The following is a 23,110-nucleotide window of genomic DNA, read 5'->3' on the forward strand; positions in this document are numbered from 1 at the left end:
GGGTGGGGGCTCAGGCCGCCATCGCGGCCTGGCCTTGCTGCACGGCCTTGACGATGTTCTGGTATCCCGTGCATCGGCAGAGGTTGCCTTCAAGCAGCTCGCGGATCTCGGCTTCGCTGGCCTTGGGGTGATGGCGACAGAGGTCCACAGCGCTCATCACCATGCCTGGGGTGCAGAAGCCGCATTGCAGTCCGTGGCACTCCTTGAACGCTGCCTGCATGGGATGCAAGGTGCCATCGGACTGTGCGAGGCCCTCGATGGTGGTGATGTCCGACCCTTCGTGCTGCGCAGCAAGCGTGTTGCATGACTTGATCGCACGACCCTTGGCGATCACAGTGCAGGCCCCGCACTGGGCGGTATCGCAGCCGACATGGGTGCCGGTCAGACGCAAGTGCTCGCGCAAGGCATGCACGAGCAAGGTGTTGGGAGGAACGTCAACGTTCGCGAGCATGCCGTTGACTTTGAACTTCACTTGCATGGTCTGTCTCCTTCCACGTTCGTCATGGAGCGAGACCATTGTTCAGTTCATCGGCGCCGCCATGGTTCTAGGCGAAACCCTAGGATAGGATGTTCACCATGCGCGAACTGCTACTGATCAACCCCAACACGACGACCCTGATCACGGAAACCCTGACCTCGTTGGTGCGAGGCACGGTCCACGACGACGTCCGCGTCCATGCCGTGACGGCGACCTTCGGCGCGCCCTACATCTCCGACGAAACCGCCTATGCGGTCGCGGCGCATGCCGCACTGAAGGTCTGGCAACAGGCCAGCGCTGCGCGTGCAACGCCTTTCGACGGCGTGATCGTTGGCTGCTTTGGCGACCCCGGACTCTTCGCGTTGCGCGAAGCAGCCAACTGCCCCGTCACGGGCTTGGCGGAAGCTTCGATTCAGGAAGCGGTTCGCCTGATGGATGCCAAGGTGCCCTCGGGCAAGGCTCGGTGCGCCATCGTGACGGGAGGCGCGGCCTGGGGACCCATGCTGCGCAAACTGCTGCCCGCGCTGAATGGCGGTGATCGTGTGACCGCCATCGAAACCGTCGCACTGACGGGCGCGCAACTTCGTGCGGACCCTGCTGCGGCCCAGGCGCTGCTGGTGCAAGCCTGTCGCAAAGCTCGGTCTGAGCACGGGGTGGACGCCATCATCTTGGGCGGCGCGGGTTTGGGCGGCCTGGCGGCCTCGCTGCAAGAGCACATCGAGGTGCCACTCATCGACAGCGTCGTGGCTGCCGCCAAACAGGTCTGGTATGCAACGCCCTCGGCGGGACAGGGACTACCTTCGTGGTTGTGAGCGATTGAATCGAGGCGCTCAGACCTTGCTGCGACCAGAGGTTTGCCAAAACGTGATCGACCTCAATCGGGGCTGACTGCTGCAGCGTCCAGCGCCGCAGCGTCGGGGGGCAAAGAATGCTCGACTGAGGGCACGCAGACCTCATTGCCCATCACGATCTCATGCCCCCTCAAATGGGCCCCAAGAAAATCCAAAAATCGTCGGACCGCTGGATTCAGGCCGCGCCTGGATGGAAATACCGCGTGAACGATACCCGCCTGCGGCGCCCAGCCGGGCAGCACTTGAACCAGACGGCCATCGGACAGCGCGGCATGGCAGAGGTAATCCGGCAACGCGGTCATGCCGATGCCGCGCTGTACGGCGTATTGCAGGGTAACCAAATCGTCCGCGACATAGCGCGGCTGGTGGGTCAACACATACTCAGCTTTCTTTCCGTTGGTTTCGGGCCCCAACAGACGCAAGCTGGCTCGGCCCTCCACGGCAGACATGGCCACGGTGTCCAGGCGCTCCAAGTCCTGGACCATCCTTGGCTGTCCTTGCCGGGCCAACAACTCGGGTGAAGCGACCAATATCGAGCGGCTTTCTCCCAGGTGCTTGACCACCAAGCTGCCACTGTCCTCGAGTGAAGCGCGCACGCGCAGAGCCACATCGACCCCCTCCTCCACCAAATCGACCACTCGGTTGCTCACGCGCATTTCCACCTTCACTTGCGGGTACTGGGCCATGAAATGCGGCACCAAATGCCCTACCGTGGTCTGAGCGAGGGTGATGGGGCAGGCCACACGGATCACGCCGCGCGGCTCCACCTGCACGGCAGCCAATGCGTCTTGCGCCGCCTGCGCCTCGTCGCGGACGGCTGCGCAATGACGCAAATAAAGCTCGCCCGCCTGGGTAAGCGACAGCTTGCGGGTCGTTCGCTGCAGCAGACGCACGTCCAAGCGCGACTCCAGTTCGGCAATGCGACGTGACAGCCTTGATTTGGGAATACCGAGCACCCGTCCGGCAGCGGCAAAACCGCCGCGCTCGACCACCTCAGCGAAATACAGCATGTCGTTCAGATCTTGCATGGACAGCCTCTTGGGTTGTTCGGACGCTTGCCCCACCGAATTCTCATCTGATTGTCTCAATTACAGAACAATCCATCGCGATTTTGCCTTCTTATCAATTATTGGCAACACCAGCAGAATACCTCTCGTCAATTCTCCCCTTTAGCTACCCCCGTCATCGCAAGGAAACCATCATGAAACTGCTGCATGTCGACTCCGCCATCACCGGCGCGAACTCCGTCTCCCGCCAACTGACCCAGGCCATCGTCGCCGAATGGAAGGCTGCCAAGCCCTCCACCACGGTGGACTACCTGGACTTGGCCGTCAACGCCCCCGGCCATTTGGACGGACAGGTGCTGAGCGGCGGCTTCAAAGACGAAGTCTCCGAACGTCTGGTGAGCCAGTTCCTGGCTGCGGACGTGATCGTTGTGGGCGCGCCGCTGTACAACTTCTCCATCCCCGGCCAGCTCAAGGCCTGGATCGACCGACTGTCTCAGGCAGGCCGCACCTTCCGCTACACCGAAAAGGGTCCCGAGGGCTTGGCCAAAGGCAAGACGGTCATCGTGGCTTCCAGCCGCGGTGGTTTCTATTCCAACAGTGAAATGGGCCGTGCCCTGGAGCACCAAGAGAGCTATCTGCAAGCCGTGTTCGGTTTCTTCGGCATCACCGATGTGCGCTTCGTGCGTGCCGAGGGCGTGAACATGGGCCCTGAAGTCAAGGCCAAGGCCATCTCTGACGCTCAGGCCAGCATCAAGCCCACGCTCGCGGCTAACCAGGCGCAGGCGAAGCAAGCTGCCTGACACGGCACGTTCTCTCGACTGGATTGAGCAAGAAGGCCACCAAACGGTGGCCTTTTTTGCGTCCGCCCTTCGAGGCTGAGATCTTGAATCGCACGTCTGCGGAAGTCATGAACGCTGCGAAAATCCCAAGCATGAACTTTGCTTTTCTTTCGAACACCTCGTTTTTGAAAGCGGTGCCCGCCGACGCGAGCACCCCTTACGCGATCGCCGGGATTGCCTGGGACGGCGCGGTAACGAACCGCCCTGGCGCCCGCTTTGGCCCCCGCGCCATACGCGAAGCCAGCCACATGTTGTGTGACGCGATCCACCCCCACTTCGATGTCACGCCGCTGGGCACATTGGGAGACGCGGGTGACTTGCCCCTGCCTAACACCAGTTTGGAAGGCATGCGCGCGGCGATGATGCCGCTGGTCGCGCCCCTGCTGCGCGCCCACCACATGTGCTGGCTGGGAGGTGACCATTCCATCACGCTGCCCTTGCTGCGCGCCTACCGCGAGTGGTTGGGACAACCGCTGGCCGTGATTCATTTCGACGCTCACTGCGACACTTGGCAAGACCATTTTGGGGAACCCAGCGGTCATGGCACCTGGGTGTATGAAGCGATACAGGAAGGTCTGGTGATCCCCGAATGCTTCACGCAGATCGGCATCCGCTCGTCCGGCGAGCGTGCCGCTCGTGAATACGTACGTGAACAAGGCGGACTGATCTTCACGGGACGGGACGTGCGAGGGCTGGAAAGCCCAAACCAGTTGGCGCCTCTGCTGACTGCCATCCGAGAGAGGCTGCAGCGGCACGGCCAGCCTCCGCTTTACCTGACGCTGGACATCGACTGCCTCGACCCTGCCTACGCCCCTGGCACGGGGACGCCCGAGCCTGGCGGCATGAGCAGCCGACAGGTTTTGAGCATCCTGGAGGAACTGGCTGACCTGCCTTTCGTCGGGATGGACTGCGTGGAGGTATCCCCGCCTTACGACCATGCGGAGCTCAGTAGTCAAGCAGCCGCGAGCTTTGTCTGGACCTATCTCTGCGGCCAAATTGCTCAGCTCAGAGTTGCAAAAAAACAGCTTTCCTGAGCGCTTCTGGCCATCGTCGCGGAATGCGTTGACGTTTTAGCCCTCTCCTGACCTCGGGTGTTCGCAGGTCAGCCACCTCGCTGACCGGTCCCCCGTCAGGGGCTATCCCTAGGGGGTATCGACACCTCGATCTGCATTGGAACGATGCCGTTTTCGATTCCCGGGTGTACCCATTTTCCAGTCAGCTGATCAGCCCCATCCAAACAATTTCGACCGAACACTGAATCAGAAAAAGACAACTGAATCAGTTGCGGAAAAAATCTTCTATTAGGGCAAAAAACAATTCCGCAATCCTGATGAATTCGGATGACCGGGGGTTATTCATCCGCGTTGTTGCTAAAAAGTTCTCACGCAGCTACTCTATCGATAACAGATATGCCCATCTGTTTTATAAACTGAATACTCAAAAAACTGGCCCACAGTTTTCGCAGGTCGTTCGTTGGTGTCCGCCGTGTGTCTTTCATCAGGCACGCGACTTCATTGCACGCAGGGAAAGGAGCGTCACACCATGGACAGAAGCGAAAAAAACGTGGAAGAGAAACTGGAACCCGGCAAGGTCTACCGTCGGGAAGACCTTGTTTGTGATCTGGTCTTCACTGATCACCGTATTCGCCAGCTCGTTGCACAAGGCTCTTTGGAAAAAATCACCCAGGGCCTTTACCACTACCGAGGCACATCTCCTCGAAACTACTCCCCACTGACCAGCAAATCTCTGCTGGAGGGCTTTCTGGGGATGGGCGATTTTCTGTTGCTACCTTGGCAAGAGTATTTGTCGCTGGGTTTGAATCTGACCCCCAAGTTCGACATGCACTTGGTCTACAACCGCAAACGACATGGCATTTTTCGTTTGGGCGAGGTGACCTTTGATGTCCGTCGACGCTCACGGTATCCTGCTCAGATCACCCCCGAGTTCCTGCTGGTGGATTTGCTGAACAACATGGATTTTTTCACCGAAGACAGCAGCCGAATCCAGCGCGACATCCGGGCATTGATCCACAAGTTCGATGGACATGGACTGCTGAAAATGGCACAGGACTACGGCAAGGTTTCCACTTACAAGTACATCAGTTCCTGGCTGACGGAAATGCAGACCATGTTATCCGTCCGTTCGTTCAAGAGCGACGAACTCAGTGCGGCTTTCTTCGGGAACTTCCATAAGAGTGCCGAGCAGCCGACCCATGACTGAATGCGTCTTGTCGGCCATCTCGGACAGACACCGACGCCTCGCCGATCAAACTCAGCGATGGCGTGGATGCCCGTTAAACCTGAAACGCAGCCGCGATGCGCTCAGCGCAGGAGCGAGCTTGCGCGGCGTCACGGGCTTCAACCATCACGCGCAGCAGGGGTTCGGTTCCGCTTGCGCGGATGAGCACGCGCCCTGAATCACCCAATTCAAGCTCAACCGAACGCTGCGTGGCCAACAAGCCAGGGTTGGCTTTCCATGCGGTCTTCCAATCTGGCATGCGATCAGAGTCCATCCGGACATTGATGAGTGTCTGAGGAAACAACGTCACATCCGACAACAGCTCAGCAAGCTGCTTGCCGCGAGCGCACGCCTGCAGTACTTGAAGGGCACTGACCAATCCATCGCCGGTGGTCTGTTTGTCGAGGGCCAGCAAATGGCCGGAGCCCTCTCCACCGAGCAGCCAGCCACGGGCAAGCAATTCCTCAAGCACGTACCGATCGCCCACTTGCGCGCGAACGAATTGCACTCCTCGTCTCTTGAGAGCAACCTCGACCGCCATGTTCGTCATGAGCGTTCCCACGACGCCAGGCACTTGTTCCCCACGGCTCAGACGTTCGCTGACCATCAGGTAAAGCAATTCGTCGCCGTTGTACAAGCGACCTTGCGCATCAACCATCAGCAAGCGGTCGGCGTCTCCGTCCAGTGCGACGCCATATTGCGCCCCCTGCGCCCGCACGGCGGCGATCAGTGCTTTCGGATGCGTCGCCCCCACTTCTTGGTTGATGTTCAGACCATCGGGATTGACACCAATGGTGATGACTTCAGCACCGAGTTCATGGAAGACCTTGGGCGCGACTTGGTAAGCCGCACCGTTTGCGGCATCCACGACGATCTTGACGCCCTTGAGCGTGAGATCGCCCGCAAAGGTGCTTTTGCAGAACTCGATGTAACGCCCGGCAGCATCCGCCAGACGACGCGCCCGCCCCAGGCGGGAAGAATCAACCCATTGAGGCGGCTCTTCCAAAGCCGCCTCGACTTCAGCCTCCCACTCGTCGGGCAATTTCGAACCAGCGGCACTGAAGAACTTGATGCCATTGTCAGGATAAGGATTGTGGCTCGCGCTGATGACCACGCCCAGGCTCGCACGCTGCGCACGGGTTAAATAAGCCACGCCCGGCGTAGGCAAAGGCCCGAGTAGAAGCACATCGACGCCCGCGGAATTGAACCCTGACTCCAGCGCGCTTTCTAGCATGTACCCCGAGACCCGGGTGTCCTTGCCGATCAGCACCACGGGGCGCGCGGCCGCTTCAGGCTCATGGCGCTTGAGCACACGACCCACGGCATGGGCCAGTCTCAAGACAAAATCTGGCGTGATGGGCTCTTGACCCACCGTGCCACGAATGCCATCGGTGCCAAAATATTTTCTACTGCTCATTGATGTCCTTGTTTTTTTGCGCCCGCATCGCATTCCAAACCTGCAAAGCCTGAACTGTTTCCTTCACATCGTGCACGCGAACGATGGCAACACCATGCTCCACCGCCAACAAGGCCGCTGCAACACTGGGGACCACACGTTCTGCCGCCAATTCCACCCCGGTCACTGAACCCAGGGAAGACTTGCGCGACCAGCCCGCGAGCCAAGGATAAGCAAGCTCCCGTAGTTCATCTTGCCGCGCCAGAAGCGCGAAGTTCTGCTCGACCGTCTTGCCAAAGCCGATGCCCGCATCAAGAACGATGCGATCAGGAGCCACCCCACGCGCGCGCAACTTCCGAGTAACGCCCTCGAGAAAGTCGCGCACCTGAGGCACAACATCTCCTTGCATGGGTGTGGTGTGCATGGTTTGGGGTTCGCGGTGCATGTGCATCAGGCACACGCCACAGGAGGGGTGCTGCACCACCAAGTCCTCGGCGCCATCCTGCCTCAAGGCCCAGATGTCGTTAAGAATGTCGACCCCCAGATCCAGGGCCAACCGCATTACTTCCGGTTTGTAGGTATCGATGGACAGAGGCACACCCAAAGTCACGGCCCCTCGCAATACGGGAAGCACGCGCGCCAGCTCCTGCTCCAAGGAAACGGGAGGACTGCCCGGCCGAGTGGACTCTCCACCAATGTCCAGGATATGAGCACCCTCTTTCAGCAAGCGCTCGCAATGCAAGAGTGCCGCGCGAGCATCCACGTGCCGACCGCCATCTGAAAACGAATCGGGCGTTACATTGACGATGCCCATGATCAGCGGACGGGACAGATCAATGCGAAAACGGGAAGTCTGCCAAAACATAGCGAGAGAAATATGAACGGGGCGGGAACCTAAGTTCTCCGCCCCGTTGCGATTATCGCCGTTGGACCGACACCCCCTGCCTGATCAGGCAGGAGAAATACTGGACAGGAAACTCAGGCGGTTGTAGGCGCCGGCTGCTGACCCACCGCAGCACTACCCCCGGCGTCACCGCCACCATCTGACTTGGGCGCACGGGGCGTCCAATCCTTGGGCGGACGTGGTTCTTTTCCAGCCATGATGTCGTCCAGTTGCTCGGTGTCAATGGTTTCCCAGTCCAGCAGAGCCTTGGCCATCGCGTGCATCTTGTCGCTGTTGTCCTCAATCAGCTTGCGCGCCAACTTGTACTGCTCGTCGATGATGCGGCGCACCTCAGCATCGACCTTCTGCATGGTCTGCTCGCTGATATTGGTGGTCTTGGTGACTGAGCGTCCCAGGAAAACTTCCCCTTCGTTTTCGGCATAGACCATGGGGCCCAAGGCATCACTCATGCCATAGCGCATCACCATGTCACGAGCCAAATGGGTGGCCCGCTCAAAGTCGTTGCTGGCGCCCGTGGTCATTTGGTTCATGAAGACCTCTTCGGCAATGCGACCACCAAACAGCATGCTGATTTGGTTCAGCATGTAGTCGCGGTCGTAGCTGTAGCGATCCTTCTCGGGGAGGCTCATCGTGACGCCCAGTGCGCGGCCGCGGGGAATGATGGTGACCTTGTGCACGGGGTCGCACTTCGGCAGCAACTTGCCTATCAAGGCATGGCCGCTTTCGTGGTAAGCCGTATTCCTACGCTCTTCCTCGGGCATGACCATGCTCTTGCGCTCAGGCCCCATGAGGATTTTGTCCTTGGCCTTCTCAAAATCCTGCATCTCGACCGTGCGTGCGTTGCGGCGTGCAGCCATCAGCGCGGCCTCGTTGCACAAATTCGCGAGGTCAGCGCCACTCATGCCAGGGGTGCCACGTGCGATCACTTCAGCCTTCACATCAGAACCGATCGGAATCTTGCGCATGTGGACGTTCAGGATCTGCTCGCGGCCGCGGATGTCGGGCAGCGTCACATACACCTGTCGATCAAAACGGCCAGGCCGTAGCAGAGCGGAGTCAAGGATGTCCGGGCGGTTCGTCGCAGCAACGACGATGACACCCAGGTTGGTTTCAAAACCATCCATCTCCACAAGCATCTGATTCAGAGTCTGCTCGCGCTCGTCATTTCCACCACCCAGACCCGCGCCGCGCTGACGACCCACCGCATCGATTTCGTCGATGAAGATGATGCAGGGCGCATTCTTCTTGGCATTTTCAAACATGTCGCGCACGCGGGCCGCGCCAACGCCGACAAACATTTCCACGAAATCCGAGCCAGAAATGCTGAAGAACGGCACCTTGGCCTCACCCGCGATGCCTTTGGCGAGCAGCGTCTTGCCCGTGCCAGGAGGGCCGACGAGCAGCAGTCCGCGGGGAATACGCCCGCCCAGCTTCTGGAACTTCTGCGGGTCCTTCAGGAAGTCCACCACCTCGGTCACCTCCTCCTTGGCTTCGTCGCACCCAGCCACGTCGGCGAAAGTCACCTGATTGTTGCTTTCGTCGAGCATGCGAGCCTTGCTCTTGCCGAAGCTGAAGGCACCGCCCTTGCCTCCGCCCTGCATCTGTCGCATGAAGTAAATCCATACGCCAATCAGCAACAGCATGGGGCCCCAGCTCACGAGGAGGGTCATGAGCAAGGAGCCCTCTTCGCGAGGCTTGACGTCGAACTTGACGTCGTTGTTGATGAGGTCACCGATCAGGCCACGGTCAAGGTAGGTCGCCGTGGTGCGAACCTTGCGGTCATCGGTCGTGGTGGCGAGGATCTCGGTCCCACTGGGACCTTCTTGGATGATGGCACTCTTGATGCGGTTGGCCCTGACTTCCTCAAGGAAATCAGAGTAGCCCATCGAAGCCGCTGCGCCGGAGCCGCGAGAGTCAAACTGCTTGAACACGGTGAAAAGCACCAGTGCCACCACCAGCCAGACGGCAAGTTTGGAAAACCATTGATTGTTCAAGTGTGACTCCTGAGAGGGATATTCTGCGCAGACTTACTTTGGTTTCATTTTAGGGCTTTCAAGCCGTCGCCCGATAGTCTGTGCCTGTGACGGCCATTGGCAACGCAGGGGCTTCATTTCCCCATTTTTTCAGCGATGGCGCGCTACCCCGGGCGTTAGAGGTGCCTTTAGGGTAGTTCAATGCAATTTCAGACCCGAACCGATCAAAAAAGTCTCGGATGACCGGTCACGAGAAGCCTTGGGCTTGAGGGGCTTCACGGTTTTGAAGTTGTTTTTAAACAAAGTCAGCAACTCGTTGTACCCGCTGCCATGAAACACCTTGGCCACGAATGTGCCCGTGGGCTTGAGATGTGCTCGGCAGAATTCAATGGCCAGGGTCACAAGTTCCTCGACACGTGCGGTATCGACTGAGGCCACGCCCGACAAGTTCGGCGCCATGTCGGAAACCACCAGATCCACAGGTCGCTCCTGCAGGAGAGCCTCCAATTCCGCCAAGATGGCGGCTTCTCGGAAATCCCCTTGGATGTACTGGACGCCCTCAATCGGCTCCATGGGCAAGAGATCAAGACCGATCACACTGCCATTGAGCTCACCCACAGCAGCCCCTTGAGGCGCTAGGCGGCGCCGCAGATATTGGCTCCAGGCTCCAGGCGCGCAACCCAAATCGACAATGACCTGACCTGGCTTGACCAACCGCAACGTTTCGTCGATTTCCTTGAGCTTGTAAGCCGCGCGCGCGCGGTAGCCCTCCTTCTGCGCGAGCTTGACGTAGGGGTCGTTCACATGGTCGTTGAGCCACGCCTTGTTGACCTTTTTGCTCTTGGTCTGTATTTTCATATCCGGGGGATAATAGCCCCATGTCAGCCATTCAACTCACCGTTTCGCAGCGCAAGGAATACCGGGCCGAAGCCCACCACCTGGACCCCGTGGTCATGATTGGTGGGGACGGATTGACGCCTGCGGTCAAAAAAGAAGTCGATGCCGCGCTGAAGGCTCATGGTCTGATCAAGGTCAGGGTCTTTTCGGACGAGCGTGTTGAGCGCGAAACCATGCTGACCACCTTGGCAGAGGAACTGAATGCGGCCCCCATCCAACACATTGGGAAGCTGCTGGTGCTCTGGCGCCCCATTCCTGAGAAAGAAAGAACCCTTGACGAAGACCGTCGGCCTGGCCCCCGCGACGTCAAAGTGCTTAAGTTCAGCAAAAAGGGCGGGCAGCGTCCTGAAGTGAAAGTGCTGCGCGTGCTCGGCAACCAACGACTGACTCCCGGCGGCAAGGTCAAACGGGCGAAGAAACCCCGCCCCGCCAGCATCAAGAAGCGCAGCCAAGCCTGAACGTCAGCTGCTGCCTGAGGCTAAAGCGGGCACCTTCTCCACGAGGATGCCAAAGGTGATCAGTCGTCTCAGTCGCGGGACGGCGCTGATCGGGTCAGTCGCCAAAACGCCCATCCCGCACACAGCCATTGCAGGAAATAGAAAGCGCTCCCCAAGCGATGCCAGACCGCCAGATTGTCTCGAGCGACGATGCGCGGAGCCACCACGAATTCAACAAGCAGCGCAAGAAGCAAGCCGGCCAGGATGGGCTGACGAGCGGAAAAGAGTGCCGACCGTGATTGCGGCACGTTGTCATGTCCCGGGGTCCGTGACCCTATCAGTAGCAGAAGCGCACAGATCACGGATAACCAAGTCTGAGCCGTGAACAGATGCGCGGCCATGCGTCCCGCCATCGCGGGCGTGTCGAGATGCAAGAACAACAGGGGAACGACCAGAAAACCTATCGTGGTCAGACTCCCCCACCACAGGGCAGCCACCCAGACCGGAAGGGACGACAGAAAGCGTTGCATGTCGTGAGAGTTGGGACTTATGAACGAACTCAGCGGTACGAAACCGCCACGATTTCGTAGCGCTTCACGCCTCCAGGCGCCTGGACTTCCGCCGTGTCGCCCTCCTCCTTGCCGATGAGCGCACGTGCGATCGGGCTGCTGACGTTGATCAAGCCTTGCTTGAGGTCCGCCTCGTCCTCACCAACGATCTGATAGGTCACGCTATCGCCTGAAGCTTCGTCCTCCAGCTCCACGGTGGCACCGAAAACCACCTTGCCTCCGGCATCCAAGCCCGTTGGGTCAATCACCTGAGCGGCTGAAAGTTTGCCCTCGATTTCCTGAATGCGGCCCTCGATGAAGCCTTGCCTGTCCTTGGCGGCTTCGTACTCTGCGTTCTCGCTCAAATCGCCCTGAGCACGGGCCTCGGCAATCGCATTGATGACGGCGGGGCGGTCGACGGTCTTCAGGCGATGCAATTCGGTCTTGAGCTTTTCCGCGCCGCGCAGGGTGATCGGAATGGTGGCCACGTCGTACTCCGTTTTCATCAAGAAAAAAGCAAACCGCCGGGCGTTGCCACTCGGCGGTGTCGAGGCGGGATTATGCCGCGAATGACCAACGAAACAAGCCCCACATATGCCCCAACCAGGGCAGCGCGCAAGCTTGCAGGACGGACAAACCCTGCCTGCTACAGGCTGTTGTCCTCACTGCAGCGCAAGGTGCAGGCCAGCCGTTCGATCAGCCCAGCTGAGCGTGCAGTTCTTGCACGGAATACACGTCGAGGTTATCGATGTACTTCATGCCTTCGACCGCCGCTTCCGCGCCGGCAATCGTCGTGTAGGTGGTGACGCGACCCAGCAGCGCAGAGGTGCGGATATGGCGAGAATCCGCGATCGCGTTGCGTCGCTCCTCCACCGTATTGACGACCAAGGCGATTTCCTCATTCTTGATCATGTCCACGATATTGGGCCGGCCCTCGGTCACCTTGTTGATCACTTCGCAAGCCAGGCCCGCCGCCTGGATGGCAGCCGCCGTGCCCTTGGTGGCCACGATCGTGAAGCCTTGTTCGATCAGGCCACGGGCCACTTCGACGGCACGCGGCTTGTCACTGCCTTTTACCGAGATGAAGGCCTTGCCGGCCCCAGGGCCGGATTTGGGCAGCTTGGTGCCGGCGCCAAGCTGGCTCTTGACGAAGGCTTCGCCGAAGGTCTTGCCCACGCCCATGACCTCGCCGGTCGACTTCATCTCCGGTCCCAAAATCGTGTCAACACCCGGGAACTTGACGAAGGGAAACACTGCCTCCTTCACGCTGTAATAAGGCGGCGTGACTTCAGCGCCAATACCCTGCTGGTCCAGCGTTTGGCCAGCCATGCAGCGGGCCGCTACCTTGGCCAGCTGCACGCCCGTGGCCTTGCTGACGAAGGGTACGGTGCGGCTGGCGCGCGGGTTGACCTCGAGCACGTAAATCACGTCCTTGGTCGTGCCGTTTTCCTCGATCTGCTGGATCGCGAACTGCACGTTCATCAGACCCACGACCTGCAAACCATGGGCCATGGCGGCCGTCTGGCGTTTGAGCTCGTCCACCGTGGCCTTGGACAGGTAATACGGCGGTAGGGAACACGCGGAGTCACCACTGTGCACACCGGCCTGCTCGATGTGCTCCATGACGCCCCCGATGTAGGTGCGACCCGTCTTGTCACGCACGCAGTCCACGTCGCATTCGATGGCGTCGTTCAGGAAGCGATCCAGCAGCACGGGAGAATCGTTGCTGACCTTCACCGCTTCGCGCATGTAGCGCTCGAGGTCGCGTTGCTCATGGACAATTTCCATGGCGCGGCCACCCAGCACATAACTCGGGCGCACCACCAGCGGATAGCCCAGGGCCTGGGCCTTCTCTAGCGCCTCGGCCTCGGTGCGGGCAGTTGCATTCGGCGGCTGCAGCAGCTTGAGTTCGTGCAGCAACTTCTGGAAGCGCTCACGATCCTCGGCCGCGTCAATCATGTCCGGGCTGGTGCCGATGATGGGCACGCCGTTGGCTTCCAGGCCGAGCGCGAGCTTGAGCGGCGTCTGACCGCCGTACTGCACGATCACGCCCAGCGGCTTTTCCTTGTCAACGATCTCCAGCACGTCTTCCAGCGTGAGCGGCTCGAAATAGAGGCGGTCACTGGTGTCGTAGTCGGTCGAGACCGTTTCCGGGTTGCAGTTGACCATGATGGTTTCGTAACCATCTTCGCGCATGGCGAGCGCCGCGTGGACGCAGCAGTAGTCGAACTCGATGCCCTGGCCGATGCGGTTGGGGCCACCGCCCAGCACCATGATCTTCTTGTTGTTGGTCGGCTCGGCCTCGCACTCGTCCTCGTAGGTCGAGTACATGTAGGCGGTCTTGCTCGCGAATTCCGCCGCGCAGGTGTCCACGCGCTTGTAGACCGGGCGGACATTCAGCTTGCGGCGTGCTTCGCGCACGGCCTGCTCGTTCGTCTTGAGCAGCTTGGCCAAGCGCCGGTCAGAGAAGCCCTTTTTCTTCAGATCGCGCAGGGTGTTCGCATCAAGCGCAGCCAGGGCGCCCGCACCCTTGGCTTCGACCAGCTTGTCGATGTCCAGCTCGATCTTCACGATCTGCTCAATCTGTACCAGGAACCACTTGTCGATCTTGGTCAGGTCATGGACCTCGTCCAACGTGAAGCCAGCCGCGAAGGCGTCGCCCACGTACCAGATGCGCTCGGGACCGGGTTCACCCAGTTCCTTCTCGAGCAGCTCACGGTCCTTGGTCTTCTCGTTCATGCCATCCACGCCGACCTCAAGGCCGCGCAAGGCCTTCTGGAAGGATTCCTGGAAGGTGCGACCCATGGCCATGACCTCGCCCACTGACTTCATCTGCGTGGTGAGGCGGCTATCGGCCGTGGGGAACTTCTCGAAGGCGAAGCGTGGGATCTTGGTGACCACATAGTCGATCGAGGGCTCGAAGGACGCGGGCGTGGTGCCGCCCGTGATTTCGTTCTTGAGCTCGTCCAGCGTGTAACCGACGGCCAGTTTGGCAGCGACCTTGGCGATCGGAAAGCCCGTCGCTTTGGACGCGAGCGCGGAGGAGCGGGACACGCGCGGGTTCATTTCAATCACGATCATGCGGCCGTCCGCCGGATTGATTGAGAACTGCACGTTGGAGCCGCCGGTGTCCACGCCGATCTCGCGCAGCACCGCCAGGGAGGCATTGCGCATGATCTGGTATTCCTTGTCGGTCAAGGTCTGCGCAGGCGCGACGGTGATCGAGTCGCCCGTGTGCACGCCCATCGGGTCCAGGTTCTCGATCGAGCAGACGATGATGCAGTTGTCGGCCTTGTCGCGCACGACTTCCATCTCATACTCTTTCCAGCCCACCAGCGACTCTTCGATCAGCAGCTCCGACGTCGGCGAGGCCTCAAGGCCTCGCTTGCAGATGGTCTCAAACTCCTCGGGGTTGTAGGCGATGCCGCCACCCGTGCCGCCCAAGGTGAAGCTCGGACGGATCACCACGGGAAAACCCACGGTCTTCTGCACTGCCCACGCTTCGTCCAGACTGTGAGCGATCCCAGAACGCGCAGAGCCGAGGCCGATGCGCGTCATCGCTTCCTTGAACTTCAAGCGGTCTTCGGCCTTGTCGATGGCTTCGGGCGTCGCACCAATCAGTTCCACCTTGTACTTGTGAAGCACGCCATGGCGCCACAGGTCAAGCGCGCAGTTCAATGCGGTCTGACCTCCCATGGTGGGCAGAATGGCGTCCGGCTTTTCCTTGGCGATGATCTTCTCGACCGTCTGCCAGGTGATGGGCTCGATGTAGGTCACGTCGGCCGTGGCCGGGTCGGTCATGATCGTCGCGGGATTGCTGTTGATCAAGATGACCTTGTAGCCCTCCTCGCGCAAGGCCTTGCAGGCCTGGACGCCGGAGTAATCGAACTCACAGGCCTGCCCGATGATGATGGGGCCGGCGCCGATGATGAGGATGCTTTGGATGTCTGTACGTTTGGGCATGGCTTACTCAGAATTCAGTTCAGGCTGGCCGTGGCCAGCTTGGAGCCGAACCACAGGAACAAGGCACCCACGGCGCCGGAGAGACCGGCCGAGATGCGCCGACGCTGGCGAAATGCATCGGCCAGGCGCGCCCCCGCGACGATCAGCACGGAGAGATAGACGGCGCTGAAAGCCATCACGATGGCACTGAGAATCAAGAATGGAATCGCGGGAGTGTCGTACTCAGGGTCGATGAACTGAACGAAAAACGACAGCAGGAACAAGATGGCCTTGGGGTTGAGCAGGCTGATGACCAGCGCACGCCGGAAAGGTGCCCGCAAATGCGCTGGCTGCGTTGCCGTCTCCGCTTTCGTGTCAGAGGTCGGGGTGACAGCACCTACCGCGCGCCATTTGCGCCAAGCCGACCAGGCCAAGTTCACGCCCACCCAGACCAGGTAAGCAGCGCCGACGTACTTCACCACCATGAACAGTGCTGGATAGCTGCGCAGCAAGCTGGCCGCGCCCAGCGCCGTGAACAGCAGCAAGATGCTGTCGCCCAGGAACACACCGCAAGCGGCCTGGTAGCCGACACGCACGCCGCGCGCCGTGGCCACCGACAACACGAACAGCGAATTCGGACCGGGCAGCAAGACGATGCCGATCGCCCCCAGCACATAGGTCCAGAGGTCGGTGACGCCATAGAAACTCATGCGCGGGCTTCCATCAGTTTGACGAAGCGATCGAACAAATAGGCGATGTCGTGCGGACCGGGCGAGGCTTCAGGGTGCCCCTGGAATCCAAAGGCCGGTTTGTCCGTGCACTCGAAACCTTGCAAGGTGCCGTCGAACAGCGACACATGGGTCTCGCGGCTGGCAGCGGGCAGCGTCTTGGGGTCCACGGCGAAGCCATGGTTCTGGCTGGTGATGCTCACGCGGCCCGTGTCCAAGTTCTTCACCGGATGGTTGGCACCGTGGTGGCCGGTCTTCATCTTGAAGGTCTTTGCGCCAAGCGCAAGTCCGAGGATCTGGTGTCCTAGGCAGATTCCAAAGGTCGGCAGGCCGAGCGACAAAAACTCTGTCGTCGCAGCGATCGCGTAGTCGCAAGGCTCAGGGTCACCAGGGCCATTGCTAAGGAAAACACCATCGGGCTGGTACTTCAACACGTCAGCGGCGGAGGTCTGCGCGGGCACCACCGTGACCTTGACACCTCGCGATGCAAGCATGCGCAAGATGTTCTTTTTCACGCCAAAGTCGTAGGCAACGACATGGAACTTGGGTCGTTCCAGCGTGCCATAGCCGCAGCCCAACTGCCACTCGGTCTGCGTCCATTCATAGGGCCGCGCCACGCTAACCACCTGCGCCAGGTCCTGCCCCGCCATGCTGGGCGCGGCCTTGGCACGCGCGATCGCGTCGTCGATCAACGCCTGGGTGACGGACTCGCCCGACTTCAGCGCGACGATGGCACCGTTCTGCGCACCCTTGTCGCGCAAGATGCGCGTGAGCTTGCGCGTGTCGATGTTGGCGATCGCCACGGTCTTCTCGCGCACCAGGTACTGGGACAGCGTCTCCGTGCTTCGGAAGTTGGACGCCAAAAGTGGCAGGTCTTTGATGATCAGGCCCGCGGCGTGAACCTTGTCGGCTTCGACATCCTCGGGATTGATGCCATAGTTGCCGATGTGCGGATAGGTCAGCGTGACGATCTGGCGGCAGTAGCTCGGGTCGGTGAGGATTTCCTGGTAACCGGTGAGGGCGGTGTTGAACACCACCTCGCCGATCGTGGCACCCGGAGCGCCGATGGAATTACCGAGAAAGACCGTGCCGTCTGCTAGCGCCAGGATGGCGGGAGGCTGCGGTTGTTGCGCGCCTTGGAGAGACAAAAGCACTGGGGACTCCGTTGGTTACGGGCGCGCCCTGGGCATCTCCAGGACACTTGGCCTGGCTGTGCTGCTTTTGGTGAGGGAAGGTTCGAAGGAAATGCGCTGCGGGCGCGCTGATTTCTGAACAGCCTCGCATTATAGCGGAGCGGGGACCCGACCAGAGCGGGTCCCCGCGAGAACTTCCACAGGCACGGTGTCGCAAACCGCGCGGACAGCGGGAGTCTGAAGGCAACCTCAGTGGAACTGCTCTTCCTCGGTGGATCCGGTCAACGCCGTCACGCTGGAACGACCGCCCTGGATCGCCGTGGTCACCTCGTCGAAGTAACCTGTACCGACCTCCTGCTGGTGCGAAACGAAGGTATAGCCACGCTCGCGCGCCGCGAACTCGGGTTCCTGCACGCGGTCCACGTAAGCCGTCATGCCGCGTTGCACATAGTCCTGCGCGAGGTCGAACATGTTGAACCACATGCTGTGGATGCCGGCCAGGGTGATGAACTGGTATTTGTAGCCCATGGCTCCGAGTTCACGCTGGAATTTGGCGATGGTCGCGTCGTCCAGGTTCTTCTTCCAATTGAAGGACGGCGAGCAGTTGTAGGCCAGCATCTTGCCCGGGTGAACCTTGTGCACGGCTTCGGCAAACTTGCGCGCGAAGCTCAGGTCGGGCGTGCCAGTCTCGCACCAAACAAGATCAGCGTAGCGGGCGTAGGCGTTCGCGCGGGCCACGGCTTGGTCCAGTCCCTTGCGGGTCTTGAAGAAGCCCTCTGCGGTCCGCTCACCGGTCAGGAAGGGTTGGTCGATCTCGTCGTAGTCGGAAGTCAGCAGATCGGCGGCCTCGGCATCGGTGCGCGCGATCACGAGCGTCGGCACACCCATCACGTCCGCAGCCATGCGCGCGGCGATCAGCTTTTGGCAGGACTCGCGCGTGGGCAGCAACACCTTGCCGCCCATGTGGCCGCATTTCTTGACCGAGGCCAACTGGTCTTCCCAGTGCACGCCTGCCGCGCCCGCTCGGATCATGGCCTTCATGAGTTCAAAGGCATTGAGCACACCCCCAAAGCCCGCCTCGGCGTCCGCCACGATGGGCGCGAAGTAGTCGATGTAGTCCTTGTCACCCGGGTTGACGCCCTTGGCGTGCTGGATCTCATCGGCGCGGCGGAAGGTGTTGTTGATGCTTTCCACCACCTTGGGCACGGAGTCCACGGGGTACAGAGACTGGTCCGGGTACATGGACGCGTATGTGTTGTTGTCGGCCGCGACCTGCCAGCCCGAAAGGTAGATGGCCTTCACGCCAGCCTTGACCTGCTGCATGGCCTGGCCGCCCGTCAACGCGCCCAGGCAGTTCACGTAAGGCGTGCTGTGCAGCAGATCCCAGAGCTTCTCCGCCGTGCGGCGCGCAACGGTGTGCTCGATGGGAAAGGATCCACGCAGTCGCACGACATCGGCCGCGCTGTAACCGCGCTCAATGCCTTTCCAGCGCGGGTTGCTCGTCCAGTCTTTCTCCAGGGCGGCGGCTTGTTGCTCACGGCTGAGTTGTTCGGTCAGGGTCTGGGGCATGTTGAAGCTCCTTGGGTCATGGTTGATACACGGAATGGCGCAGGCCATGGATGACGCTTGCGACGACTTCAATGTAGGTGTGACCATCCTTGCGATGCCCACCGGACACAGCGCACAGGAGTTTTTTTTATTCCTTTAAAGTCATGGGCTTAGGTAATAAATTTCTCGATGAGAAACTAAATATCTCATATCAAGAAAAAATGCTGCGGCGCAGCACTGGCCATTTTCACAAGACGGGAAAACTTGCGCGCCCGTGAAAACGGGCATGGCTCAGTACAGCGCGGTCCCTGCCAATGCGCTGGCGTGCAAGCAGATGGCCGCAGCGGCTGCGACATTGAGTGACTCTTCGCCACCCGGTTGGGCAATGCGCAGTTTCAGCGCGGCGCGCGCCATCAAGGGCTCACCCACCCCCTGCCCTTCGTGCCCAAGGACCCAGGCACACGGCCAAGGCAAGCGGGCACGATGCAAAAGCTCCCCCTCGTGGGAGCTGGTCACGAGCAGCGGGACCTGCAAGGCGGCCAGATCGTCCGCCATCAGACCTTCGACCAGGCGCAGGCCAAAGTGCGCGCCCATGCCGGCGCGCAACACTTTCGGGCTCCACAGCGCCGCCGTGCCCTTGAGCGCCAGCACCTGCGCGCAGCCGAAGGCGGCGGCGCTGCGCAGGATGGAGCCAACGTTGCCGGCGTCTTGCACGCGGTCCAGGACGACGGCAGACAGCCCTGGCTGGAGGGCCCCCTCGGCGGGCAGGTTAAACACCAGGCCCAGGCCCTGTGCGGGCGCGAACGAGTCCATGCCGCTGATGCCTGCAAACAGGGCATCAGGCAACAGCACGGTCCGTTCAGCACCGGTGCGACTCGCATCGCCGAATTCACCGCCCCAACGCGGCCATGCCGATTCGGCCAGCACGGCCAAGGCGGGCCGCCAACCACGTAGCAAGGCTGCGCGGGCCAAGTGGTCGCCCTCGACCCAGACCCGCCCGGCGGTGCCGGATTTTCGATACGCCGTGTTGTCCTGCGACAGTCGACGCAACTCCTTCAATAGAGGATTGTCCCGCGAGCTGATGTGCTGGACCTGGGGCAGACTCACGATGCGCTCCCGTCGCGCATCACCTGCGCCACCGGTGCGAAGGAACGCCGATGCTGGGGACAGGCGCCATGCGCGCGCAAGGCGGCCAGATGCACCGCCGTGCCGTAGCCCTTGTGCGCGGCGAAACCATATTGCGGGAATTCACGGTCGTAGCTGAGACACCACCGATCACGGTGCACCTTGGCCAGGATGGACGCCGCGGAGATGGCCGGCACCAGGGCGTCGCCTTTGACCACCGCCTCGGACAGCACAGACAGGCGGGGCAACTGATTGCCATCCACCAGCACCTTGGATGGCTTCAAGCGCAGGCCCTCGACGGCGCGCCGCATGGCCAGCAAGGTGGCCTGCAAGATATTCAGGTCGTCGATTTCCTCCACGCTGGCCTCGGCCACGGCGCAGCACAAGGCCTTGGCACGGATTTCGTCGTAAAGCCGTTCACGTCGCGCGGCGGTGAGCTTCTTGGAATCGGCCAACCCCTCAATCGGGTTCAACTCGTCCAAGATCACTGCAGCGGCCACCACAGGCCCGGCCAGCGGACCTCGGCCGGCTTCGTCCACCCCAGCCAGCAGGCCGGGCGTGTCCCACATCAGGCGGGACTGAGCGGCCTGTGCAGCCAGCGCGCCATCAGGCCGGGAGGATCTGGGCAATCGCATCGGCAGCCAGCGTCGGGGTATCGCGCTGCAATTCAGCGTGCAAGGCGTCGAAGCGGGTGTGCAGCGCCGCGACACGTGCCGGGTCGTCCAACCATGCCAGGCAGGCAGCCGCGAGTGATTCCGGTTGCGCATCTTCTTGCAGCAATTCGGGGACGACAAAATCGCGGCAGAGGATATTCGGCAGGCCAATCCAAGGCTGCAACTTCTTCCCCCTCATGATCCAGGCTGTGAGCCAGTGCACAGCATAGGCGATGACCATGGGGCGTTTGAACAAGGCCGCTTCCAGTGTGGCCGTTCCGCTGGCGATCAAGGTCACGTCGCAAGCAGCCAGGGCTTGATGGGATCGACCGTCCAGGATTTGGAAGCTCGCCCCCCCTCTCGCACCAAAGACTTCCTGCGCCGCCTGCTCGATCGCTGCCCGGCGACCCGGCGCGGCAGGCACGACGATGTGCAAATCGGGCCGTACCCGCCGCATCAGCGCAGCCGCCTGAAGGAAGCGACCGACCAAATGCTTGACCTCGCTGGCCCGGCTACCGGGCAGGACCGCGACCACGGGAACATCGTGCGGTAGTCCCAGCGTGGACCGCGCGGCTGCGCGGTCGGGCATCCGGGGAATCACATTGGCGAGTGGATGCCCAACATAGGTCGCGGCAATGCCATGCTGTGCGAGCAATTCAACCTCGAAGGGAAAAATGCAAAGCACATGGTCCACACTGGCCTTGATCTTGTGCACCCGCTCCGGACGCCAAGCCCATATGGAGGGACAAACAAAGTGAGCGGTCTTGATGCCAGCCTCACGAAGGCTACGTTCGAGATCAAGGTTGAAATCCGGCGCGTCCACACCGATGAAGACGTCGGGTCGATCGCGCAGCAGCCGTTGTCGCAGCTGATCACGGATGCCCACCAGTTCGCGATAACGAAGCAGCACTTCGGCATAACCACTGACGGCCAGCTTCTCACTGGGCCACCAGGCCTGAAAGCCGCGTCGCAGCATCTGCGGTCCGCCAATACCCACCATGTTGCCCGGCTCGAGCACCCTCGGCCAACGGGCCTGCACACCATCGAGCAACAAGCCAGCGAGCAAATCCCCAGAGGCTTCCCCAGCCACCATGGCCAGGGTCTTCAACGGGCGATCCCCGCGACGCTGGTGGCCAAGAACGCATCCATCAAGGCCACGTCGGCGGCCACTTCCGGTGAGTTCGCGGACAAGGCCAGGATGCCCGCACGCGACTGCTCCAGGGTGAGATCTTGTCGGTAGAGCAGCTTGTGCATCTCACGTATGGCGCGGATACGCGCTTCCGAAAACTCACGACGCTTCAAGCCCGTGAGATTGACGCCACGCACCTCAAGTGGATGACCATCCACCACCATGAAAGGGGGCACATCCTTGTTGATGTGGCTGGCAAAGCCAACCATCGCGTGCGCACCGATGCGCATGCGCTGCAGCACACCGGTGAGTCCCCCCACCGTCACCCAGTCACCGACCCGCACGTGTCCGGCGAACGTGGCGTTGTTGGCGATGGTGGTGTGGTCTCCGATGACGCAATCGTGCGCGACATGCACGTAGGCCATGATCCAGTTATCGCTGCCAATTTGCGTGAGCCCTGCATCCTGCGTGGTGCCCGTGTTGAACGTGCAGAATTCACGAACCAGATTGCGGTCACCAATCCGCAACTCGGTAGGCTCGCCCGCGTATTTCTTGTCTTGCGGCGCGGCACCGATGGAAGAGAACTGAAAAAACTGATTGTCGCGACCTACCGTGGTGTGTCCCTCGATCACGCAATGCGGGCCCACCTGGGTCCCCGCTCCAATCTTCACGTTCGGCCCGATGACAGCATAGGCTCCAACCTCGACCGTGGCGTCCAACTCGGCTTTCGGATCGACGATGGCTGTGGGATGGATACGGCTCATGGCGACTCGTTGTTCCTGCTGGTTACCGGAGACTCAATCGACACGACGCATCGTGCACATGATGTCAGCCTCGACGGCGCGTTCGCCATCCACGGTGGCCCAGGATTTGAACTTGTAGATACCGGCCTTGGCACGCTCCAGCTCGACCTCCAAAATCAATTGATCGCCTGGCTCCACCGGACGCTTGAAGCGCGCGGCATCGATACCCGCGAAGTAGTAGATGCTCTTGCCATCCTGTTCGATGTCGTTGGACACGAACGAGAGCAGGGCCGCAGCTTGTGCCAAAGCCTCGATCTGCAACACCCCTGGCATGACCGGACGGCTGGGGAAGTGGCCATTGAAGAATTCTTCGTTCATGGTCACGTTCTTGAGCGCCTTGATGCGCTTGCCTTTTTCAAGTTCAAGCACGCGGTCCACCAGCAAGATGGGATAGCGATGCGGCAGTAGCTTGAGAATCTGGTGGATGTCCAGCCGGGTCAGGTCGGTCGTGGATGCGCTCATTTTTTATTTCCTCTCAGGT

22 protein-coding genes are annotated in these 23,110 nt (G+C 60.8%); 5 read left to right on the forward strand and 17 right to left on the reverse strand.

What is annotated here, in order from left to right; genetic code table 11:
• Positions 1 to 10 precede the first annotated feature (10 nt).
• Positions 11 to 478 carry a (2Fe-2S)-binding protein gene (locus ACLBKS_RS12200; protein ID WP_410193084.1) on the reverse strand — a complete coding sequence of 156 codons (468 nt, stop codon included), beginning with the start codon at positions 476 to 478 and terminating at the stop codon, positions 11 to 13.
• A gap of 98 nt (positions 479 to 576) precedes the next feature.
• On the opposite strand from ACLBKS_RS12200, the gene ACLBKS_RS12205 reads away from it, so the two are divergent.
• Complete coding sequence (locus ACLBKS_RS12205) at positions 577 to 1,290, forward strand: aspartate/glutamate racemase family protein (protein WP_410193085.1); 714 nt, start codon at positions 577 to 579, stop codon at positions 1,288 to 1,290.
• Between the two features lie 62 nt (positions 1,291 to 1,352).
• Here ACLBKS_RS12205 and ACLBKS_RS12210 read toward each other — a convergent pair whose 3' ends face one another.
• On the reverse strand, positions 1,353 to 2,357 hold the full coding sequence (locus tag ACLBKS_RS12210) for a LysR family transcriptional regulator (RefSeq protein ID WP_410193086.1): 1,005 nt from the start codon (positions 2,355 to 2,357) through the stop codon (positions 1,353 to 1,355).
• 173 nt (positions 2,358 to 2,530) lie between these two features.
• Between ACLBKS_RS12210 and ACLBKS_RS12215 the strand changes: the two genes are divergently transcribed.
• From ACLBKS_RS12215 to ACLBKS_RS12225, 3 genes are all read left to right on the forward strand, one after another.
• Entirely contained in the window at positions 2,531 to 3,136 is a 606-nt protein-coding gene (locus ACLBKS_RS12215) for an FMN-dependent NADH-azoreductase (protein WP_410193087.1), read from the forward strand.
• A 131-nt stretch (positions 3,137 to 3,267) separates the two neighbouring features.
• A complete protein-coding gene (speB, locus tag ACLBKS_RS12220) occupies positions 3,268 to 4,209 on the forward strand; it encodes an agmatinase (RefSeq protein ID WP_410193088.1) in 942 nt (313 codons plus the stop codon).
• A 508-nt stretch (positions 4,210 to 4,717) separates the two neighbouring features.
• Positions 4,718 to 5,395 carry a hypothetical protein gene (locus ACLBKS_RS12225; RefSeq protein WP_410193089.1) on the forward strand — a complete coding sequence of 226 codons (678 nt, stop codon included), beginning with the start codon at positions 4,718 to 4,720 and terminating at the stop codon, positions 5,393 to 5,395.
• Between the two features lie 73 nt (positions 5,396 to 5,468).
• Here ACLBKS_RS12225 and glmM read toward each other — a convergent pair whose 3' ends face one another.
• From glmM to ACLBKS_RS12245, 4 genes are all read right to left on the reverse strand, one after another.
• The gene (gene glmM / locus ACLBKS_RS12230) at positions 5,469 to 6,830 is read right to left on the reverse strand and encodes a phosphoglucosamine mutase (RefSeq protein ID WP_410193090.1); all 1,362 of its coding nucleotides are present in this window, start codon (positions 6,828 to 6,830) and stop codon (positions 5,469 to 5,471) included.
• A complete protein-coding gene (gene folP, locus ACLBKS_RS12235) occupies positions 6,820 to 7,674 on the reverse strand; it encodes a dihydropteroate synthase (RefSeq protein WP_410193091.1) in 855 nt (284 codons plus the stop codon). Before folP ends, glmM begins: the two co-directional genes overlap by 11 nt.
• A 113-nt stretch (positions 7,675 to 7,787) precedes the next feature.
• Entirely contained in the window at positions 7,788 to 9,707 is a 1,920-nt protein-coding gene (ftsH, locus tag ACLBKS_RS12240; RefSeq protein WP_410193092.1) for an ATP-dependent zinc metalloprotease FtsH, read from the reverse strand.
• Between the two features lie 177 nt (positions 9,708 to 9,884).
• Positions 9,885 to 10,544: an RlmE family RNA methyltransferase gene (locus tag ACLBKS_RS12245; protein ID WP_410193093.1), complete on the reverse strand. Its 660-nt coding sequence runs from the start codon at positions 10,542 to 10,544 to the stop codon at positions 9,885 to 9,887.
• Between the two features lie 20 nt (positions 10,545 to 10,564).
• Here ACLBKS_RS12245 and ACLBKS_RS12250 point away from each other — a divergent pair, with 20 nt between their 5' ends.
• Positions 10,565 to 11,041: a YhbY family RNA-binding protein gene (locus tag ACLBKS_RS12250; protein WP_410193094.1), complete on the forward strand. Its 477-nt coding sequence runs from the start codon at positions 10,565 to 10,567 to the stop codon at positions 11,039 to 11,041.
• 68 nt (positions 11,042 to 11,109) lie between these two features.
• Here ACLBKS_RS12250 and ACLBKS_RS12255 read toward each other — a convergent pair whose 3' ends face one another.
• The 11 genes from ACLBKS_RS12255 to fabZ all read right to left on the reverse strand — a co-directional run bounded on the left by ACLBKS_RS12255 (position 11,110) and on the right by fabZ (position 23,091).
• Positions 11,110 to 11,550 (reverse strand): DUF4149 domain-containing protein, encoded by a 441-nt coding sequence (locus ACLBKS_RS12255; protein WP_410193095.1) that lies wholly within the window; start codon positions 11,548 to 11,550, stop codon positions 11,110 to 11,112.
• Positions 11,551 to 11,579: 29 nt separating this feature from the next.
• Positions 11,580 to 12,056, reverse strand: coding sequence for a transcription elongation factor GreA (greA, locus tag ACLBKS_RS12260; RefSeq protein WP_410193096.1), 477 nt, complete (start codon positions 12,054 to 12,056; stop codon positions 11,580 to 11,582).
• Positions 12,057 to 12,264: 208 nt separating this feature from the next.
• A complete protein-coding gene (gene carB, locus ACLBKS_RS12265; RefSeq protein WP_410193097.1) occupies positions 12,265 to 15,531 on the reverse strand; it encodes a carbamoyl-phosphate synthase large subunit in 3,267 nt (1,088 codons plus the stop codon).
• A gap of 14 nt (positions 15,532 to 15,545) precedes the next feature.
• Entirely contained in the window at positions 15,546 to 16,220 is a 675-nt protein-coding gene (gene leuE, locus ACLBKS_RS12270) for a leucine efflux protein LeuE (protein ID WP_410193098.1), read from the reverse strand.
• A complete protein-coding gene (carA, locus tag ACLBKS_RS12275) occupies positions 16,217 to 17,392 on the reverse strand; it encodes a glutamine-hydrolyzing carbamoyl-phosphate synthase small subunit (RefSeq protein WP_410193099.1) in 1,176 nt (391 codons plus the stop codon). The genes leuE and carA overlap by 4 nt, the downstream gene beginning before the upstream one ends.
• Positions 17,393 to 17,620: 228 nt before the next feature.
• Positions 17,621 to 18,940: an isocitrate lyase gene (gene aceA, locus ACLBKS_RS12280; RefSeq protein WP_410193100.1), complete on the reverse strand. Its 1,320-nt coding sequence runs from the start codon at positions 18,938 to 18,940 to the stop codon at positions 17,621 to 17,623.
• A 270-nt stretch (positions 18,941 to 19,210) separates the two neighbouring features.
• Entirely contained in the window at positions 19,211 to 20,026 is an 816-nt protein-coding gene (locus tag ACLBKS_RS12285; protein ID WP_410193101.1) for a TrmH family RNA methyltransferase, read from the reverse strand.
• The gene (gene rnhB, locus ACLBKS_RS12290) at positions 20,023 to 20,613 is read right to left on the reverse strand and encodes a ribonuclease HII (protein ID WP_410193317.1); all 591 of its coding nucleotides are present in this window, start codon (positions 20,611 to 20,613) and stop codon (positions 20,023 to 20,025) included. Before rnhB ends, ACLBKS_RS12285 begins: the two co-directional genes overlap by 4 nt.
• A 37-nt stretch (positions 20,614 to 20,650) precedes the next feature.
• The gene (lpxB, locus tag ACLBKS_RS12295) at positions 20,651 to 21,790 is read right to left on the reverse strand and encodes a lipid-A-disaccharide synthase (RefSeq protein ID WP_410193318.1); all 1,140 of its coding nucleotides are present in this window, start codon (positions 21,788 to 21,790) and stop codon (positions 20,651 to 20,653) included.
• A gap of 11 nt (positions 21,791 to 21,801) precedes the next feature.
• Positions 21,802 to 22,590: an acyl-ACP--UDP-N-acetylglucosamine O-acyltransferase gene (gene lpxA, locus ACLBKS_RS12300; protein WP_410193102.1), complete on the reverse strand. Its 789-nt coding sequence runs from the start codon at positions 22,588 to 22,590 to the stop codon at positions 21,802 to 21,804.
• Positions 22,591 to 22,623: 33 nt separating this feature from the next.
• Positions 22,624 to 23,091, reverse strand: coding sequence for a 3-hydroxyacyl-ACP dehydratase FabZ (fabZ, locus tag ACLBKS_RS12305; protein ID WP_410193103.1), 468 nt, complete (start codon positions 23,089 to 23,091; stop codon positions 22,624 to 22,626).
• Between the last annotated feature and the right edge of the window lie 19 nt (positions 23,092 to 23,110).

This window comes from Hylemonella sp. W303a (genome assembly GCF_046452315.1).
In the GTDB taxonomy this organism is placed as follows: Bacteria; Pseudomonadota; Gammaproteobacteria; order Burkholderiales; family Burkholderiaceae_C; genus Hylemonella.

What these genes read in the sequence shown, in the direction of transcription:
- leuE (WP_410193098.1), bottom strand. Translation starts at nt 16,220, where the DNA reads ATGAGTTTCTATGGCGTCACCGACCTCTGGACCTATGTGCTGGGGGCG.
- ACLBKS_RS12215 (WP_410193087.1), top strand. Translation starts at nt 2,531, where the DNA reads ATGAAACTGCTGCATGTCGACTCCGCCATCACCGGCGCGAACTCCGTC.
- carB (WP_410193097.1), bottom strand. Translation starts at nt 15,531, where the DNA reads ATGCCCAAACGTACAGACATCCAAAGCATCCTCATCATCGGCGCCGGC.
- lpxB (WP_410193318.1), bottom strand. Translation starts at nt 21,790, where the DNA reads ATGGTGGCTGGGGAAGCCTCTGGGGATTTGCTCGCTGGCTTGTTGCTC.
- ACLBKS_RS12200 (WP_410193084.1), bottom strand. Translation starts at nt 478, where the DNA reads ATGCAAGTGAAGTTCAAAGTCAACGGCATGCTCGCGAACGTTGACGTT.
- fabZ (WP_410193103.1), bottom strand. Translation starts at nt 23,091, where the DNA reads ATGAGCGCATCCACGACCGACCTGACCCGGCTGGACATCCACCAGATT.
- rnhB (WP_410193317.1), bottom strand. Translation starts at nt 20,613, where the DNA reads ATGTGGGACACGCCCGGCCTGCTGGCTGGGGTGGACGAAGCCGGCCGA.
- folP (WP_410193091.1), bottom strand. Translation starts at nt 7,674, where the DNA reads ATGTTTTGGCAGACTTCCCGTTTTCGCATTGATCTGTCCCGTCCGCTG.
- aceA (WP_410193100.1), bottom strand. Translation starts at nt 18,940, where the DNA reads ATGCCCCAGACCCTGACCGAACAACTCAGCCGTGAGCAACAAGCCGCC.
- speB (WP_410193088.1), top strand. Translation starts at nt 3,268, where the DNA reads ATGAACTTTGCTTTTCTTTCGAACACCTCGTTTTTGAAAGCGGTGCCC.
- ACLBKS_RS12245 (WP_410193093.1), bottom strand. Translation starts at nt 10,544, where the DNA reads ATGAAAATACAGACCAAGAGCAAAAAGGTCAACAAGGCGTGGCTCAAC.
- ACLBKS_RS12250 (WP_410193094.1), top strand. Translation starts at nt 10,565, where the DNA reads ATGTCAGCCATTCAACTCACCGTTTCGCAGCGCAAGGAATACCGGGCC.
- glmM (WP_410193090.1), bottom strand. Translation starts at nt 6,830, where the DNA reads ATGAGCAGTAGAAAATATTTTGGCACCGATGGCATTCGTGGCACGGTG.
- ACLBKS_RS12255 (WP_410193095.1), bottom strand. Translation starts at nt 11,550, where the DNA reads ATGCAACGCTTTCTGTCGTCCCTTCCGGTCTGGGTGGCTGCCCTGTGG.
- lpxA (WP_410193102.1), bottom strand. Translation starts at nt 22,590, where the DNA reads ATGAGCCGTATCCATCCCACAGCCATCGTCGATCCGAAAGCCGAGTTG.
- ACLBKS_RS12205 (WP_410193085.1), top strand. Translation starts at nt 577, where the DNA reads ATGCGCGAACTGCTACTGATCAACCCCAACACGACGACCCTGATCACG.
- ACLBKS_RS12225 (WP_410193089.1), top strand. Translation starts at nt 4,718, where the DNA reads ATGGACAGAAGCGAAAAAAACGTGGAAGAGAAACTGGAACCCGGCAAG.
- ACLBKS_RS12210 (WP_410193086.1), bottom strand. Translation starts at nt 2,357, where the DNA reads ATGCAAGATCTGAACGACATGCTGTATTTCGCTGAGGTGGTCGAGCGC.